The 16,306-nt window shown below is 60.4% G+C and carries 6 protein-coding genes; 1 reads left to right on the plus strand and 5 read right to left on the minus strand.

The window, feature by feature from the left end:
* Positions 1-120: 120 nt before the first annotated feature.
* The 4 genes from RHM56_RS12740 to RHM56_RS12755 all read right to left on the minus strand — a co-directional run bounded on the left by RHM56_RS12740 (position 121) and on the right by RHM56_RS12755 (position 14,850).
* Positions 121-12,453 (minus strand): filamentous haemagglutinin family protein, encoded by a 12,333-nt coding sequence (locus tag RHM56_RS12740; RefSeq protein ID WP_322241601.1) that lies wholly within the window; start codon positions 12,451-12,453, stop codon positions 121-123.
* 231 nt (positions 12,454-12,684) lie between these two features.
* Positions 12,685-13,614: a FecR family protein gene (locus RHM56_RS12745; RefSeq protein WP_322241602.1), complete on the minus strand. Its 930-nt coding sequence runs from the start codon at positions 13,612-13,614 to the stop codon at positions 12,685-12,687.
* 37 nt (positions 13,615-13,651) lie between these two features.
* On the minus strand, positions 13,652-14,197 hold the full coding sequence (locus RHM56_RS12750; protein WP_322241603.1) for an RNA polymerase sigma factor: 546 nt from the start codon (positions 14,195-14,197) through the stop codon (positions 13,652-13,654).
* Positions 14,194-14,850 carry an STN domain-containing protein gene (locus RHM56_RS12755; protein ID WP_322241768.1) on the minus strand — a complete coding sequence of 219 codons (657 nt, stop codon included), beginning with the start codon at positions 14,848-14,850 and terminating at the stop codon, positions 14,194-14,196. Before RHM56_RS12755 ends, RHM56_RS12750 begins: the two co-directional genes overlap by 4 nt.
* Positions 14,851-15,068: 218 nt before the next feature.
* Here RHM56_RS12755 and RHM56_RS12760 point away from each other — a divergent pair, with 218 nt between their 5' ends.
* On the plus strand, positions 15,069-15,380 hold the full coding sequence (locus RHM56_RS12760; protein ID WP_322241604.1) for a hypothetical protein: 312 nt from the start codon (positions 15,069-15,071) through the stop codon (positions 15,378-15,380).
* Between the two features lie 111 nt (positions 15,381-15,491).
* Here the strand turns inward: RHM56_RS12760 and RHM56_RS12765 are convergent, their stop codons facing one another.
* A complete protein-coding gene (locus tag RHM56_RS12765) occupies positions 15,492-16,286 on the minus strand; it encodes an alpha/beta hydrolase (RefSeq protein WP_322241605.1) in 795 nt (264 codons plus the stop codon).
* Positions 16,287-16,306 lie beyond the last annotated feature (20 nt).

The raw sequence follows: 16,306 nt of genomic DNA on the forward strand, positions 1-16,306 counted from the left end.
TGGGAGGGCTGCACCGAACCGTTGTCATTGAAAGTTCATAAAAAATACGCACGCGGTGCTGAAAAAAAAAGGAGTGATCAACGACCACCCCCGAGGGAGAACGACACAATCGTGCTGCGGTTAGAGACTGATTTGACGGCGCTCCTCATCGGTCAGGCTGGCTTGCGCATGCTCACTCAACGGTCCGGCACCGAGGATCTGCACCGGGCTGTTCGGGTTGTAGCCTGTGGTTTTAGGGGTTTGTTCTACATCGTGTTGCACCGGCTCACTGCCGAAACTCAGTACTTCAACCGTCACGATTGAAGCCCTTGCCTGCCGCGCGGCTGCTTGCTGGTTGCGGGCCGCGCTGTCGGCTGCCTGGGCTGCTGCCGAGCCCGCCGAACTGGCAGAACTCAAGGCCCCGGTATTGACAGTGGCCGACACCGGCACCCCGGACGATTTGCCTTGAGTCTGGATGTTGGCGGCATTGACCACGCGCAAAGCGGCGATGTTGATGTTGCCGGAAACCCGGATCCCGGCCTCCCCCGCGTCAATGGTGCCCAGTGGCGCGATGAGGTCGATATCACCTGCTGGCACTTCCGGGATCGGGTTCAGCGTGGCGATACCAGCCCCGGTACTCGGCACCGATGGCGCCAGGCCAACGTTGCCCCAGTTGTCATAAACCCGCTTCGGTGGCGTGTACACCACGGTGGTCTTGGAGCCACGCCCGGCGTTGATGTCACCTTGCCCTGACCAACCCATGATCGAACCGCCAAAGGTGGTCATGATCCGGCTTTGGCCCAGCAAAATGCTCTCCAGGGAATACAGGCTAATGTCGCCCGCGCCCTGAGTGATGATGCCCGCCGACGCCGGTGGCGCAATGCCTTCGATACCGAAGGTCTGGCCACCGCCCGGGGTCAGTAACTGGATCGAGCCACCGAAATCGGTGTGCACGCCCGCGCCGCCGAACATCGTGATATCACCCTTGTAGGTGATCGGGTTACCAGCCACATCCTGCTCCGGGAACAGTGCCGCAATCGCCGCCCGTCCGCGTACATAACTGCCTTGGCGCACACCGCCTTGCTGGTTGTACTCACGACCGGAAGCCTTGAGTTCGGCGAAGTAAACTTCACGGGCGAATACCCGCTGTTGCTCGGCGGGCAGCGCCGCGTAAAAGACCCGAGCCTGAGCGCTGTCACCGACGAAACCGAAGCGCTCGGCCAGCCAGGTGAGCAGCTCGTTTTCGTAAGTCTTGGCCACTTTGCCGCCTTGTACCGACAACGGTTCACCAAGGGAAACCTGATTGGCCGGGTTGAGGTAAGCCTCGACAAAATGCTGGAAGTCCGCCCCGTTGGGACCAAACCCGGCTTGCATCACGATGCTCGCACCGGGGCGGCTATCGCCGGGTGCCACACCGCCAAGGCTGGTGACGCTGACCTTGTCTTCCATCAGGATGTTACGGCCCGCTGTCAGCTCCAGCGTGCCCGGTCCCGCCACCTTGAAGTTGCTGAACAGAATGTCGCGGCCAGCGCTGACGATGGAGACGTCATTGGGGTTGTCATGCACGAACAGGTTGCCGGTCAATGTGTATTCACCCGTGTCCGACAGCCCTCCGATCGCACCACTCAGAGGCGTACCGCTGCTGACAATATCGCGCCCGGCCAGCATCCAGACCGCACCTGCGCCTTCGTAATACGTTTGGCGGTAACGCGGGTCATTTGAACTGGTGATCGAGAGTATCCGCCCACTGCTGATACCCAGCAGATCACCGTTCAGCGCATAGAAGCGCGCAGGCTCCAGGGCCTCGCCCCATGCCATACTTGCGGTGTTGGGACCAAAGGCAAACAGAGGGTGTAGCCCAAAACGGGCAACGTTGCCGTCGCTGGCTAAATTCCCGCTGCCCTGAACCGCACCTTTAGAGATGAAGCCCAGATAAGCCGGCTTCCAAATAGTCGCCATGGTATCTGGGGCTGCGCTGGAGCGGCTGATGCTCAGCGCGCCGCCATAAATCGAGTCACCCGCCAGCAGTTCCAATTGCCCATTGGCCGAGGGTGCCAGCACCAGCGCCCGCAGCATCTTGTCATCGGTATTGAAAGCCGAAGAGCTGCCGTAATACAGGCTGCCATTGGCCGCGACGGCCCTTAATGTCGCGGGATAGACTGCCGCCATATCGGTTTCTGCGGTCCCGGTCAGTGGCGTCAGGTTACCGCCGCCGGAGAACAGGTCCACCGCCGTGCGCGATGTCCATAAGCTGAACCAGCTCTGCCCGATACCGGAGGTGTCGCCTTTCTGGTACGTCAAAGTATTCATCTGCGACGCACGTCCAGGGTCGGCCACATCCTGCACAACCAGATCTCCTCGGGTTGCCAGACTGAAGGTCGCGTCGCCCGGCAGCAAGGTCATACCACCGGCGGCAATGCCGGACGTCGAGCGCAGTGCATCAATAGCACGCACTTCACTGGGACTCTGGTTACCGGACTTGATGCCATAACGCAGGGTCAGGCTGCCCAGATCACCGCTGGTCATCTGCACATGCCCGCGCACATTCACCACTGCCCCATTGAGATGGTCCCGGTAAACGTCGCTGCCGCCGTTCACGGAGCCACCGACCCGCAGGTTCAAATCGCCCCCGCCGGTCAGTTGCAGGCTGCCGTCAGCCCCTACGCGACCAGTGCTGCCGACCGCCATTACCAACCCTTGGCTGCGGCCATTGAGGCTTTGATCGCCAAAGCCCAGAGGCTTGGAGATGCCCGCATCGCCGCGCACATCGACATCGAGGTTGCCGCCACCCAACGTACCGAAACCGGTGAAACCCGTCATCTGGTCGGAGCCCCCGTTCGGGGACATATTGACGGTGTAAGAACCAAAGTTGATCCACCAAGCGGTGGCTTGGGCCTGACTGCCACTCAGGGTATTGCCCTGACGCCACAGCCAGTCGCCAACGTTCGCCGTATCGTGCCCCAGATCGCTCTTCACCCGGCGCATGTAACCAATTGGCGCAGTACCGATAATGTCACCGGTCAAATTGCCGCCAACCTTTAACAACAGGTTGCCCCCACCGTCCGGATACCAGGCGCGGTACAGGCTCTCTGACCCGCCATCCACCCACTGCTCGTTGCCACCCGCGTTAGCCAGTACCTTGCCATTTTCACCCACGGCTCGCGCCAGGTTGTAGGGATCGTTGGCCGAGGTGGCAGTGGAAGAACTGCCCGCCGTATACACCCCGAACAGCGACTCCATGCTCAGGTTGCCACCCGCCAGCAACTCCAGATCGGCCGCGCCGGTACGGATCACGCTGAAGCGGGTACTGCCGCCTTGCTCCAGGGTATAAGGCCCGCCGCCCGAAGCGCAGTAGTAAGGCGCGTCATCACACATCCCCGGGTAGGCATCGTTAACAAAGTCGATCGGCTGGCCCACCATGCTGTCGTCACCGAACCAGTCCATGGAGCCATCCAGGGTCCACACCAGACTCCCTACCCCGTACGAACCGAAATGGCTGTCGGCCAGGCGCAAGTTACCGCTCAACGGATTCGGTTGCAGTTGGCGACTGTCGGCCGCTTGAGTATCGGCCCCGGCCACCAGACGCACCGACCAGGCTTGGGAGCCTTCGGTCAGCATGGGCGCAATGCCCCAGTTTTTGCCCTGGCTTCCAGCCTCCTCGACCCGCAGTTGTACTGACGTCGCGCCATCGGGCAACTTGACGTCGGTACCCGCAGGTAAAAGAGCACCACGAGGCAGCACTTTGCTGCCATTGAGGGTCACCGCGTTGGTCCCATTGGGGTTGATCGCTGCGGGCAATGGCACGCCCTTGGGCCAGATCATGGCCCCGACATTGAAGAAGCTGGAGAACATGCTGCCGGCATCCAAAACAGTACCCGCAGGCAGGGTCTGGCTTTGACTCAACAGTGTACCGGCGGTGATCAGTACGTTGCCCGTGGCATCCCGTACAGCCGCTGCCAGCACGGTCCCTGCGGGCAATGTCAGCGGTTGAGTGAGCGTGGCGGCAACCGGTAGCCGTGTTCCAGCACCCAGCGCCACAGCCTTCATCGGCAAGTCAAAGTTAAGGGTTGAGCCCCCCGGGAACAAGGTCCCATCAGCGAGGGTCACGCCGCTGCCCGGTATCACCCGCGTGCCATTGGTATAGTCAATCCCCGGCAGCAACACCCAGCCGTTGTCGTCATCGGTCGCCGGTGGCGGTGCAAAACCGTCGTTAATGCTGCCGTAGATGTTCAGGTCGCCCCCGGCACGCAGGGTCAGGCTGCCCACTTCACCGGAGCCATACACGGCATTGTTTTTCTGGGTATGCGGGTTGAGGCTGGCATAGCGATAGCCGGACAGGTCGAGGTCGCCCTGCACCACCAGATCACCGCCCGGGGTTTTGCTGACGATTTCCACGCCCGGACGCAGATGGAAGGCGTCCGCGTAAGTGGCGTTGTTCAGCCCCGAGAGCCTGTTGTTCATCAGGTCTTTATTGCTCAGGGCTGCGTTGATGAACTGCACACTCAATGCATGTTTTTGATCCAGGTAAGCCTGATCAATCACCTGATACGGACGCCCGCTGGCAGTGGCATCGGTGTTGGTCGGGGCATCGTCGTAACGGGCCATGCCGTTGAGCGCGATCGAACGTGCACCCTGGATCGTCAACTGACCACGAGCATCAATGGCGATGTCCGTGTTGTTGAGGCGTGGCGCGTTCAACTCCAGGGTGCCGCGATTGCGTCCGTCATTGCCTGGCGTGCCCGCCGTGCCGTGACGCACGTCGATGTGCACGCCATCGTTCAAGGTCAATTGGCCCTCGCCCGAGCTGAGCACCACGATGGCGCGGTTCGGTGAATCAATGATCTTGCCGTAGCTGTCGACCCGCAGTTGGCTGCCATGCGCATCGAGCACCGCCGTGCCGTCGAGGGTCAGGCCGCGCTTGGCGGCCAACGCGATAGTGCCGACCCGCTCACCACTGGCGTCCACACGCCCGCTGACGCGCAGACTGCCGTTGTCCAGCGAGACGCTGACGTTGTTGGCCTTGACGTCGTTGCCAATGACCAGGTCGCCCTGCTTGATCTGGAAGCTGCGCGCACCAAAGACCTCGCCCTGGTTGAGGCGCTGATTGAGCGCTGCAAACTGTTCGTTGAGGCTGGCGCTGGCACCCAGGCGCTGAGCCTGGATTTCCACTGCGCCCGCCAGGTACGGCACCCACGTGCCGCCGGCGTCATAAACACCGCTGCTGCTGCCGAGGATCTTGCCCGCCAGATCGACAATGCCGGCACCGCTGTCCACCGCCACGGCGCGCAATTTGCCCGCCTGGTTGTACGTGGCCGAGAGGTTGATGGTCGAACCTGCTGCTTGCAGCACATTACCCGTGCGGCTTTCCAACAGTACATCACCGCCCGCCGCGTATTTGGTCACGTCGTTAAAGGCAATGGCACGACCGGACACATCGATCAGCGCCTCGTCGGTCAGCACTACATCGCCTCGGGCATCCAGTGTCACCTTGCCAGAGGGCAGGACCACGGCACTGGCCAGGCGAATGCTGTCACCTTTCAAGGACAGCTCGCCGCCCAGCCCTTTGACATCGCCATAAGTGCCCGCAGAGGCACTGATATTGATCGCGCCACCGGCGGTGATGCGATTAATCGAACCGGCTTCGCCGGTCATCAACGGGGTCAGGATGTTGAGGTTGCCGCCGGTGTAGGCAAAGCCGTCAAGCGGGTCAAAAGCGCCTTGGCTCTGATAGACCGAGAGGCTGCCAGTGTAGTTGGCGGTTATTTGTTGGCTGGCATTGAGGTTCACGTTGGCAAAACCCAGGGCCAGACGGTCCAGGCTTTTGGATTTGCTGGGCTGGGCGAAGTTGCCGTAGCCGAATTTGATGCTTTCACTATTGATGTCGAGGCGACCGCTACCGGTCCCCGCACCACCCTCTACCGGTGCTGAAGCGAGGCTGCCGGAGCCCTGCCAGATCAGGTTGGCAGTATGAATGGTGGCCACATCACTGGTGCTACCCGATCCATAGATTGCCGGAGTGGAGATCATCAGATTGTTCAGCAGGGACTTGCCGGTCACTGCGTCATAGGTGTCCAGGGCCGTAGTGCCATAAAAATTGAAGCTGTCGCGGGCTGAAAGTTGCAGGGTCTCCAGGGCGGGCGCACCAAATTGCGTATCACCGCGCAACAGACGGTCGATCAATTGTTGGTTCAGGGTTATCCCGGTTGGCAGACGATTGGCCGCAGCGGCGGCGGCCAGGGCTTCAGTGCTGCCAACGTTGATGCTGGACACCCCCAGGTTGAGGTGTCGCGTGCCGTAGCGTATTTCATCGCCCATTTGCAGGGTTTGGTCGGTCATGGCGACGATGCTGCCTTGCGAGTACAGCGATGTCTGCCCGTTGCACGGCGCACTGCTGCACACCGCTAACTGGATACCCAGGCTTTGTGCACCTTGCGATGAGTTGATCACGTTCAACAAACCATTGGACACCGCCAGCGTGTTGCCTACCGAGCTATACACAAAGCCGTCGCGTGCGTCATAGCTGACATCGCCGCGCCCAATGGTGTTGATTGAAGCACCCTGCTCCACGGTAATTGCGCCATCCATCGTCACCAGAAACACTTCGGGAGCCGACAAGGTTGACCCTTCACGCAGGGTGATAGAGCCGCTGTTGTTCCTGGCAAAGTTAACGTAATTACCCAGCTGTCCGTAGGTGACTTGAGGCAGACCGCCAATGACCAAGCGTCCGGCACCCAAGGCATTGAGGCTGTCGGCATACACGGTGACGCCTTTAAAATCAGGAGTCGCGGCCTGGCCTGGCGCAACTATTTCGATGCCGCCGGTGCCCATGTTCACCGCCGCGACGGAGCCTGCATAACCCCCAGTAGCCGCCTCAAAGTGACCGATACCCTCAAAAGAAAACGCACCCGCCCCATTCCCCGGTCGCAGGCCTAGTTTCAAGGTTCTGGCATCAACCTCCAGCAGCGCCCGAGGCACTCCGAGCCGGGCTGCGTCAGCCGCGGCGAACTGCGCGTAGCTGGTTTCGTTGTACTGGGAATAACGGCGCAAGGTTTCAGCCGACGTAAGGATCAACTGACTGGCCGTGCTGTTGCTGATGCCGGTATTGGCAATGGACAGTTGCCCGGCGGTTGACCAGGAGCCATTGCGCATTTGCTGGGCCGAGCCCTCGGACCCAACCCCGGCCTGGCCGTTGATCTCTACTCGATAAGCACCTGGCATCAAGGCATAAGTGGATGGCATCAAGGTGTAGGTACCCGCTGCCAGCCCCGGCACCCCGGCGCCGATGGTGACTTGCTGGCCAATCATCGGGTCCACTGCACCGCCCTCTGGCGCCACCGGGGCATAGCCCGATTGCACGCCAGGCACAATCGCATAGATCGGGTTGGTGCTCAGTCCCGGCAACACAAAACCGCCGTTGGCGCCGAACTGCACCAGCGGGTTATAGCGGGCATCGGTAGAGCCGCCGCGTCCGGAAACAAACCCGGCGCCGAGCAGCTCACCGCCACCGGACAGGTCCACTGTGGCCCCAGGCAGTACAGCCACAGACTGTCCGCCGAGGATCATCCCGACCTGCAGGTCCCCGTTTTGATTCACAATCCCGCCCAGGCCAAGGAGCGTTACAGTTTTGCCATTGTAGGTGTAGGTCTGGCCATCAACCGTACCGCCGTAAGGCAGCACCAGGCCCTTACCACTGGCCGAGGTCAGGCTGCCGGGCAGCAACTCCACGCGTTTGGAACCCAGCGTGCCAATTTCGATCAGCCCCAGCGGTGCCCGCACGACCCCGCCCTGCTTGATGATGGCGCCGCCCAGTTGCAGACGACCGAAGGCTGAGTAAGGCACAGGGGCATCGCTGTTACCGGTACGACCAATCGTCAAGACGCGCGTCGGGTCGTAGTTGAAACCGCCTTCAGCCTTGGCGTCCAGAAAGCCAGCAATCACCCGAGCCCCAACTCCGGTCGCCGGATACAACTGCGCCGCCAGCAGGGTCATATCACCCCGGGTCATCAGTTGGGTGTTGATGCCCAGGCTGAGAGCGTCCGAGCCCTCAAGGAAGCGCAAATCGCCCTGACTGGTCAGTTGCACATCATCAAAACCGCGACGATCAACCACCAGCGGCATGCCGCCCGGAGTCACGCTGCTCCGGTTACCGAATTGCACATTGCCGCGCACATCGATCAGGTTGGCGTTGGCATTAAACACCGCCTGACTGGCACGTTCCGACATGCCAGTGACCAACACCGGATGTCGATACTGGTCTTTGGCCAGCAGCGGATCGAGGATTCCTGCGAGCAATACATAAGGTGCTGTCAGATTGATCCGGGAGTTGGCGGCTGCGTTCTCACTGAGGGCCATGGCACCGCTGTACAGGCGCAGGCTCTGGCCCATGTTCAGCGACACATCACCGTCAAAACTCAGCAGGCCATCGGTCAGCACCGCCAGGTTGTCAAAACCGCCGGAACTGACCTGATCAACCCCCAGACGCGCATGACCGTACTCCAGGCTGGCGGCTGCCGCATCGGCCGTGTCGGCTAACGTGCTGCTTTGATGATCCTGGCTGAGTACCAGTTCACGGACTTTCAGCACCGTGTCGGTGACAGCGCTTTTCAGGTAGTACGGGCTTTCCAACGCCAGCGACAGACTGCCGCCCGCCGCACCGGCGCCCCCGGCATTGGCGATAAAGCTGCCGTCCAGGTACAGGCCATTGTTGGAGGCAAAGGCAATGCTGCCGCCGTTGCTGGCGACCTGTGTACGACCTTGCCCCGGCACATCGAGCAGCGCTTGGCTGCCGGATGCATCGAGCCGCGCGCCTTCGCGCAGCACCACAAACAGATCACTGGTTTTGGCAATGCCGGTGGCCAGGTCAATATCGCCGCCAATCGTGATCTTGCCGCCATGGCGCACTTGGCCATACACCTGGCCACGATTGTCGACAGCGGTCACGGCCCGTGAGGCCACATCAATGACGGCCTGCTCGCCAATCCAGATCGAGCGGCCATGGCCGATGGCTTCGACTCTTTCTGAGTCGGCGTTGGCCAGCCCCATAAGGGTTACATTGCCCCCCCAGGCAGTGAGCGTGCCGTCGACCGTCAACTGGCCGATGCTGCGCAGATTGATCGCCTGGCCGGGATCAACAGTGACCGCCGCACCTTTGCCCACGACCAGTGAGGTGGTTGCAGCCAAAGCACCTGATGAGATAAGCGAACCGGCGTTCAAATTAAGACTGGCGCCACGGCGCTGAGTCAGCACGCCCTTGAGCGGATTTTCCTGGTACAGCGCCGGTGTCCAGCGATCCAGCGCGGTAATCGGGTCGCTGCCACTTGGTGTGGTCGCTGCGTGTTCGCCCTGACGGTAAACCGGCATCGTGACATCGACCTGAGTGCCGTCGGTGACCAACAGCCCTTCGTTGCCGGTAATGTCATAGGCCGAGAAGCCCTTGTTGAAGAAGTCACCTGCCAAATGCAAGGTATCGGCGTCTGGCGCGGTGGCGCTCTCACCGATCTGCACCTTGCGTGCCTGCACGGCCAACGTACCGCCACCGCTGACCCCATAACCGCGCAATTCACTGTCCAGCGCAAGCTTGCCGTAAGCCGCAAGCGTCACGTTACCGCCCTTGGCGCCGGTAAACGTGCCGTCCAGCCCAATCGTGGCCCCGGAAGACACATCCACCACACTGCCTTCAGCCAGCGTCACATCACCGTTACTGCGCAACGACACCTTGCCGCCATTCGAATACGCCACGCTGGGGTTGTTGGCGCCGTCCTGCGCCAAGTTGTTCCAGCGCCCGGAAGCGTCAAGCTTGACCCCTTGCGCGACATTGACCCACGCCTGAGTCCCGGTCGGTGCGTTGAGCAATGCATCGCCCACTGCAAAGCTGCGGTTCACGTCGGGCTGGCTGAGAATGTTGCCTGCATTGATGCTGCCACCGCGGGCCGTCAGGTTGGCGTTGATGGCCGCCTGCGGGGTGAATAAAGTGATTTCACCCCCATCGGCCACTTTCAGTGCGCCATTGACGGTGATTTGCTGCTTGGCCGAGGCTTTGATCGCGCCCAGTTCGAAGCCATTGAGTTGGTCACTGTCGAGGATGATCTTGCCCTGACGATCAGCAGGCAATGCCGTGTCCAGGCTCAGGCCATCAGTGATTTTTTGCGCATTGGACTCGAACAGAATCTCGTCCGCGACCGGGTTCATGCCGAAGCGCAAGGTGCCGGTGCTTTTGTTGAATACGGGCGTGTAGCTGCCAATGATCAGTTGTGCACGCTGGGCCGCAGCCTTTTGCGCCTGCTGATAGCCGTCGATATTGAGCGTCGGGGTCTTGATCTGGCGCTCACCCTGGAATACATCACTGATCAACTGACCTTCAAGCACCGCGCTGGAGGTGCCGATCACCAGCTTGCCAGCGTCACGACCTACGGTATAACCCGCCTCGTAGCGGCGTTGCGAAGCAATCAGGGGGTTGTAGTAGTAGTCGGTACGGCCCCAACGCGCGTTGGTGTCTTCATAGCCCTTGTAGAAACCGCTATAGAGAATGTCGCCCGGTGCCTTGGACAACTCATACAGACGCCCATCCGGGCCTTTAAGCCAGGTTTGCTGAATGTAGCCACCCTGCACGTCCACCGTACCGCCCGACAAGTTGAACTGGGCATTTTTCTCGGTAACCACTTCCTTGCCCGTGAACGTCAGCGTGCCGCCCTGAGCCATCCACTCGCTGACGGTATGCCCTTGGGTGCCAAGATAACCGCCGACTTCCAGCAAACCACCGGCGGTGTACCAGCGATCTGTGGCGTAACCGTTGGTGCCCGCCGGGACGAACACCAATTCGCGCAAATCGACCCATACATCGTTGTTGGCCAGCTTGCCGCCTTCACGGTTCACCGGCGCATCGCGCTGCTCGTTACCCTGAACGTTGATCTTGATGTTGTTGGATTCCATCGACACCTTGACGCCAACCGCGCCAGACACGTCAATCATTGCCCCATCGCGAACCAGACTGCGCTGGCCCGCTGTGACCGCAACCTGACCACCCGTGGCCAAGGTGGTGGAACCGTCCTTGAACTCCACGGTGCCGCCGCTGACGATCTCGACCCGCGACTGGTCGATACGATCAGTGATGGTGCTCAGGTTGTTAAACAGCCCGGTGGCGTTGTTGACCGCATTTGGGCGACCGTCGAGGTTGATCAGGCCGTTATCACGCTGGCTGTTAAGCGCCGTGGCGTCGGTACCGTCCAGCAAAATGGCCGTGGTGCTGCCCTTGCCCAGGGTGACAGTGCCAGTGCTGTCAGTGATCGGGTTCAACAGGTGAATCGTGCCTCGGGTATCCACCGAAGTGCTGGCCAAGGCCACACCGTTTTGCTCGACCTTGTGCCCGGTCAGCGTGATGTCACCGGTCGAGGCCATGATCAGCCCGTTGTTGCTGACCTTACCGGCCGTGCTACCGGCCTTGAAGCTGGTGGCAACTTCATTGCCACGGGTAGTGGAATTCTGGTTACCCGAGGTACCGACGCCCCGGCGGATATAAAAACTGTCGCCCGCGGCGAGTGTGGTCTGCCCTTTGGCAGTGATGAGGGTGCCGGAGTTTTCAACCTCCGAGCCCAACAAAATTGCGTAACCACCCGAGTCGGTGGACAGCGTTGCAGCGTGGGTTTGAATCACCGCACCGTTCTGCACCTCAACCTTGCCAGCGGCATCGGTGAAGGTTGGCTTGGAACCGTTTGCATCGACATAAATCCCGCGCTGGGTGAACTGATCGTCGGTGATGGTGGCCGCACCGGCAACCAGGTTACGTACGTTGACCTGGCTGGTACCGGTGAAGACCACACCGTTGCGGTTCATGATCATCACCGTGCCGGCGCCTTTGATCTGCCCCTGAATTTCACTCGGTTTGGCGTTGGGATCATTGACCCGGTTCAGCGCAGCCCAGTTGGACTGCTGCTGGAAATCGACCGTGGTATTGCGCCCCACGTTGAAGGTTTCCCAGTTGAGGATCGCCTTGTCAGCGGTCTGCTCAATGGTCACTGTGGTCTTGCCACCGACTTGCGTTTGGGTCGGGCCTTTGGCGTTGGTCCAGCCTTGGGTCAGGCTGTTATCGACCTGCAAACCGCCTTTGCCTAGGCCATCAGGAACGCTTGACACCTGGCCTAACGCCGCTTGGCGCCCGGCAGCTTGAGCGGCTTGTTGAGCGGCAATCGCTGCAACGCTGGTGTTGAGGGTGGTCAGGGACCGTTGCAACTGCTGGTTGGCCTTGGCCTGCTGATTCAGCGACGGGATTGTCGGCATCTGCGCGTTGTTGCGCGCAGCGGTGGCGGCCTGAGAGGCGCCTTTGTCGGCGAACCAGCCAGAACTGAACGCCGTTGCACCGTGGGCGCTGCCTGCGACCATCAGCAAGGCGATGGCGTGGGCCAATGGCTTGAGCCGCAGGATCGTCGGGCCGACTTGGCCTTGAGCATTTGGGTTAATCGGTAGTTTGCAACGGGCCATCTGGAATCTTCCTCATGGTTTCTCGCCGTGGGGCAAGCGTTTCATATAGGAGATAGGCAGTTTTCAGAGGGCTGGACTGAATGCCCGTCATCAAAAATTCACAATGGATGGCTGAAGAGATTCATCGTTTATGGGGGAGAAATCGTATGTGCAGTCGCGGCCGAAGGCTGCGATCTGGCGCAGTGGCGCAGTGGCGCACCTGCTAGATCGCAGCCTTCGGTCTGTTTGTCGCTAGCTCAACAACACAACCCCTCCCGGCAATTGAGTGCATTTGGCGCCATATGCATCCCGAATCATAAACGCCACGCCAGGCAGTTGTTGCAGGCTGAACCGCGCCTGCACCCGGCGCTTGCCCAGTTCGCTGTTGAGCAGCACCAGCATCCCCGGCCGGTATCGATTGATCTCGCTGACAACACTCGCCAATGTCGCGTTGTTGAACACCAGCACCTGCTCACGCCAGGCAACCACCGCCTGCGTATCCACCGCCAACGGATCTTGGGCACCGGCGGCGTTGTAGGTCAGTTGGCGACCACTGTCCAGACGGATATTGCGCCCGCCGACGTCCACGGCAACGGAACCCTCAACACAGGTCACGCAGACGCTGTTATCGGTATTGCGCACGTTAAAGCGTGCGTGTGCGCTGCTCAACCAGCCAGCCCCCGCTTGAACCCTGAGCGGTTGCGCGGCATTGGCCAGCACTTCCACTTCGCCTTCCAGCAACTCGATGCCCTGATTGCGACGGCTGATGCGGGTTTGGGTATTGAGTTCAAGGCGTACGCCGTCACTCAAGTTCACGCCCCGCTGCTCGCCAACTTCTGTGCGATAGTCAGCCGTCAACCCGTCAAAACCGCCCGGCGCAGAGACCTGTACCAAAACGATCGCGGCCGAGGCGGCAATGGCCGTTCCAAGGAACGCACGACGCCCGACGTTGCGCGGCGGCTGTTGCACGTCTGCTGCGGCCGGCGCCAGTTGCTGCCACAACACCTTGGCCTGCTCAAAGACCTGTGCATGTTCCGGGCTTTGCGCACACCAGAGTTTCAGGGCCTTGGCGTCAGCGACGGTGGCGTGCCCTGAGGTCAGCAGAACCAGCCAGTCCCGGGCTTCTTTACGCAATTGGCTGTCTGACAGATCCCGGGATGAGGGAAACCTAAAAATATTCAAGCGCGTACATTCTCACGGATTATCAGGGACTCATTACTTAAGACGGTTTTCCGGCCCCGGGACCGAACCGCTGAATGACTTTTCTTTCCAAACGCTTTGCGCAGAAGCCCAAAGCGGCCTTGATTTCCTTCTCGACCATGCGCGTAGAAATGCCAAAGCGTCGGGAGATTTCCAGGTGCGGCGCCTCTTCAAGACGCGCCGCCAGCAAGATTTTGCGCTGGCGCGGCGGCAGCGCATAGAGGGCCTTGATCAACGACTGGATTTCTTTCTGCCCGCCGACCACCCGAGACGGGTCAAGGGCTTCATCGCTGGGTTGTAACAAGTCTGAAATCTCGCTGCCGGTCAGCAGTCGCGCATCGGCCTGGCGACGGTCGGCGGCGATGTTCAAGGCCATACGGTAAAGGTAGGCGTTGGGTTGCAGGAGGTTGGGCGGCACCTCCATGCGGTCTACCCGCAAATAGGTTTCGTGCAGCACATCGCAGGCCAGGTCTTCGGAACCCAGGCGCTTGCGCAAACGCACCTTGAAGTCTTCGTAAGACGCCAGAAACAAACTGACCATTGTGCTGTGCCCGGTCTCTTTCATGATCCCGGCGCTCCTGTCCCTGCTGTACATTCCATGCGTGTTCCTGTTGTGTCGGGCATCAATAGTAAAGTCACCGGCAATCGCAGTGAGCTGGGTGCCGGACGCTCGACGCGGGTGGTGCTCAGGTTGCGCACCAACAGCTCGTCGCGTTGCGTATCACCCGTGGAACTGACCAGCCGACTGTGTTCGATCAACCCCTCACGGTTGACCCATACCTGAATCAGGGCGCGAAAACTGCCTGGGCGGGTCAGCGGCGAACGGCACAAGCTGTACTCGATGGCTTGCTGCAAGGCCGCGGCGTAGCTGTTGTTGATGCGCGCAGCAGCCGCCCGTGCCTTGGCTCCCCGCCCCTCTACCGGGCGGCTGACCTCAGGCACTTGCAACGTGAAGGCATCACTGCTGGCATATCGAGCCATCAAGCCACTCCCTGTCAGTAACACGCCCAAGGCTTGCTGGGCGGTATAGCGGCCATGCACACCGATTGAACGCCTGCTTTGGGTTAACTCACGATCCACCAGAATCGCCATGCCAGTGGCCCGACTAAAGGCTTGCAGCGCGTGTTCCAGATTTTGCGCTGGCAGGTCCAGCACCAGCAAAGGTGACTCATCAGTGTCTGCCAGCAAGGAGGGCGCCCACAGCAGAGCGAACAGCAACGTCAGACAACGTGCTGCGTAACTCCATGCCCCTCGCTCGCGTTTTGCTTGGCGTCGCTGCACGGCCACCGCGTCCTGCCAAAAACGTCATCCTGAAGGCTGTATATGAAACTGACGTTACAGTGATGGCAAAAAAACATCGCGCAGCCGCCCAACGCCTTGCACTACACTTTTGATCTACAGCGGCCCTCCTCTCGCGGGCCCGCAAGGAGGCCCTGATGAAACTGCTCCCCGCCCTCGCCACTGTGTTTTTGTGTTCCGGTTTGTCATTGATCGCCCACGCCCAAGGCGCCGATACAGGCTGCACCGAGGTCAAGGTTGATGGCTACAACGCCCCGAACTACGGCTGTCTGAGCCAGCAGTTGGGCAATAATTCGAGCGCCGCCAAAGCCGCGCAAAAGAAGGGTGAAGCCATGAACGTTCCGGTGGATAAACGCCCACCGAATCAGATCGGACTGTCGACGCCAGCCGCCACCAGCGTGCGCATGGGCAACACCTTTGGCACGTCGGTGAAACCGCAGCGGCCTTGAAGTTTTGTGACCGCTCCTGTGGAAGCGGGCTTGCCCGCGAGGGTAGCGGAGCGCTTTGACAGAGAAACCGCATCGCCAGCATCGCTGGCAAGCCAGGCTCCCACAGGCAAATCAATCGACGCAGATTTCGCCGATATGCCGCCACATTTCGAGCGGGTTCGAATACATCGGAAAGTGCCCGCAGGCCGGAATTTGCGCCAGCTGCACACCCGCGGCCTCAATGGATGACAGGTAGGACAGCGAGGCGTTCTGCTCGCCGTACATGAACATGCGCGGGCATTTCAGGCCGAGGAATTTGCCCATCAAGTCAGCGTTATCGGACAAATCAACTATCGACTCAAAAATGGCGCGCACCGCACCCGCCCGTACCTTGTGTCGCAAACTCGCTGAATACAGGGCGCTGGCGTAAGCCGGTGCATGCCGCACACGTTCGATAAAAGCCGCGAAAAATGCCTGCGGGTCAGCACTCGGATAATCGACGATCTGACGGCTGAGGAAGCAGTCTTCCGGGGCGATGTTGCCTTCTATATCGACGAAACTAAGCACCCGTTCCGGGAAGTTATGGGCCAGCAGCAGCGCAGTGAGTCCGCCCATGGAATGGCCCACCAGATGGAAGCGTTCGATGCCGAAATGCGCCAGCACCTGAAGCGCGGTTTGCAGCAAGAAATCGATGGATATGCTCGACAAATCATCACATTCGCTCTCACCACAACCCGGCGCGTCGTAAGCAAGGAACGAACGACCAGCGAGCTGCGCTTGCAACACGATGTCGGCGTAGTCTTCTTTGGTGGAACCAAATCCATGCAGAAAGACAATCGGCGCCAGTTCGCCCTCTTGGTGGATGGCCGCGATGTTCAGTGAAACACCCTCTACAGTGAGAGGCAGTTGGGAGTGGGTAAAGGGCACGTTTAAAACCTGTGAAGTCT

The organism is Pseudomonas sp. CCC3.1 (assembly GCF_034347405.1).
In the GTDB taxonomy this organism is placed as follows: Bacteria; Pseudomonadota; Gammaproteobacteria; order Pseudomonadales; family Pseudomonadaceae; genus Aquipseudomonas.

What these genes read in the sequence shown, in the direction of transcription:
- RHM56_RS12750 (WP_322241603.1), bottom strand. Translation starts at nt 14,197, where the DNA reads ATGAAAGAGACCGGGCACAGCACAATGGTCAGTTTGTTTCTGGCGTCT.
- RHM56_RS12740 (WP_322241601.1), bottom strand. Translation starts at nt 12,453, where the DNA reads ATGGCCCGTTGCAAACTACCGATTAACCCAAATGCTCAAGGCCAAGTC.
- RHM56_RS12760 (WP_322241604.1), top strand. Translation starts at nt 15,069, where the DNA reads ATGAAACTGCTCCCCGCCCTCGCCACTGTGTTTTTGTGTTCCGGTTTG.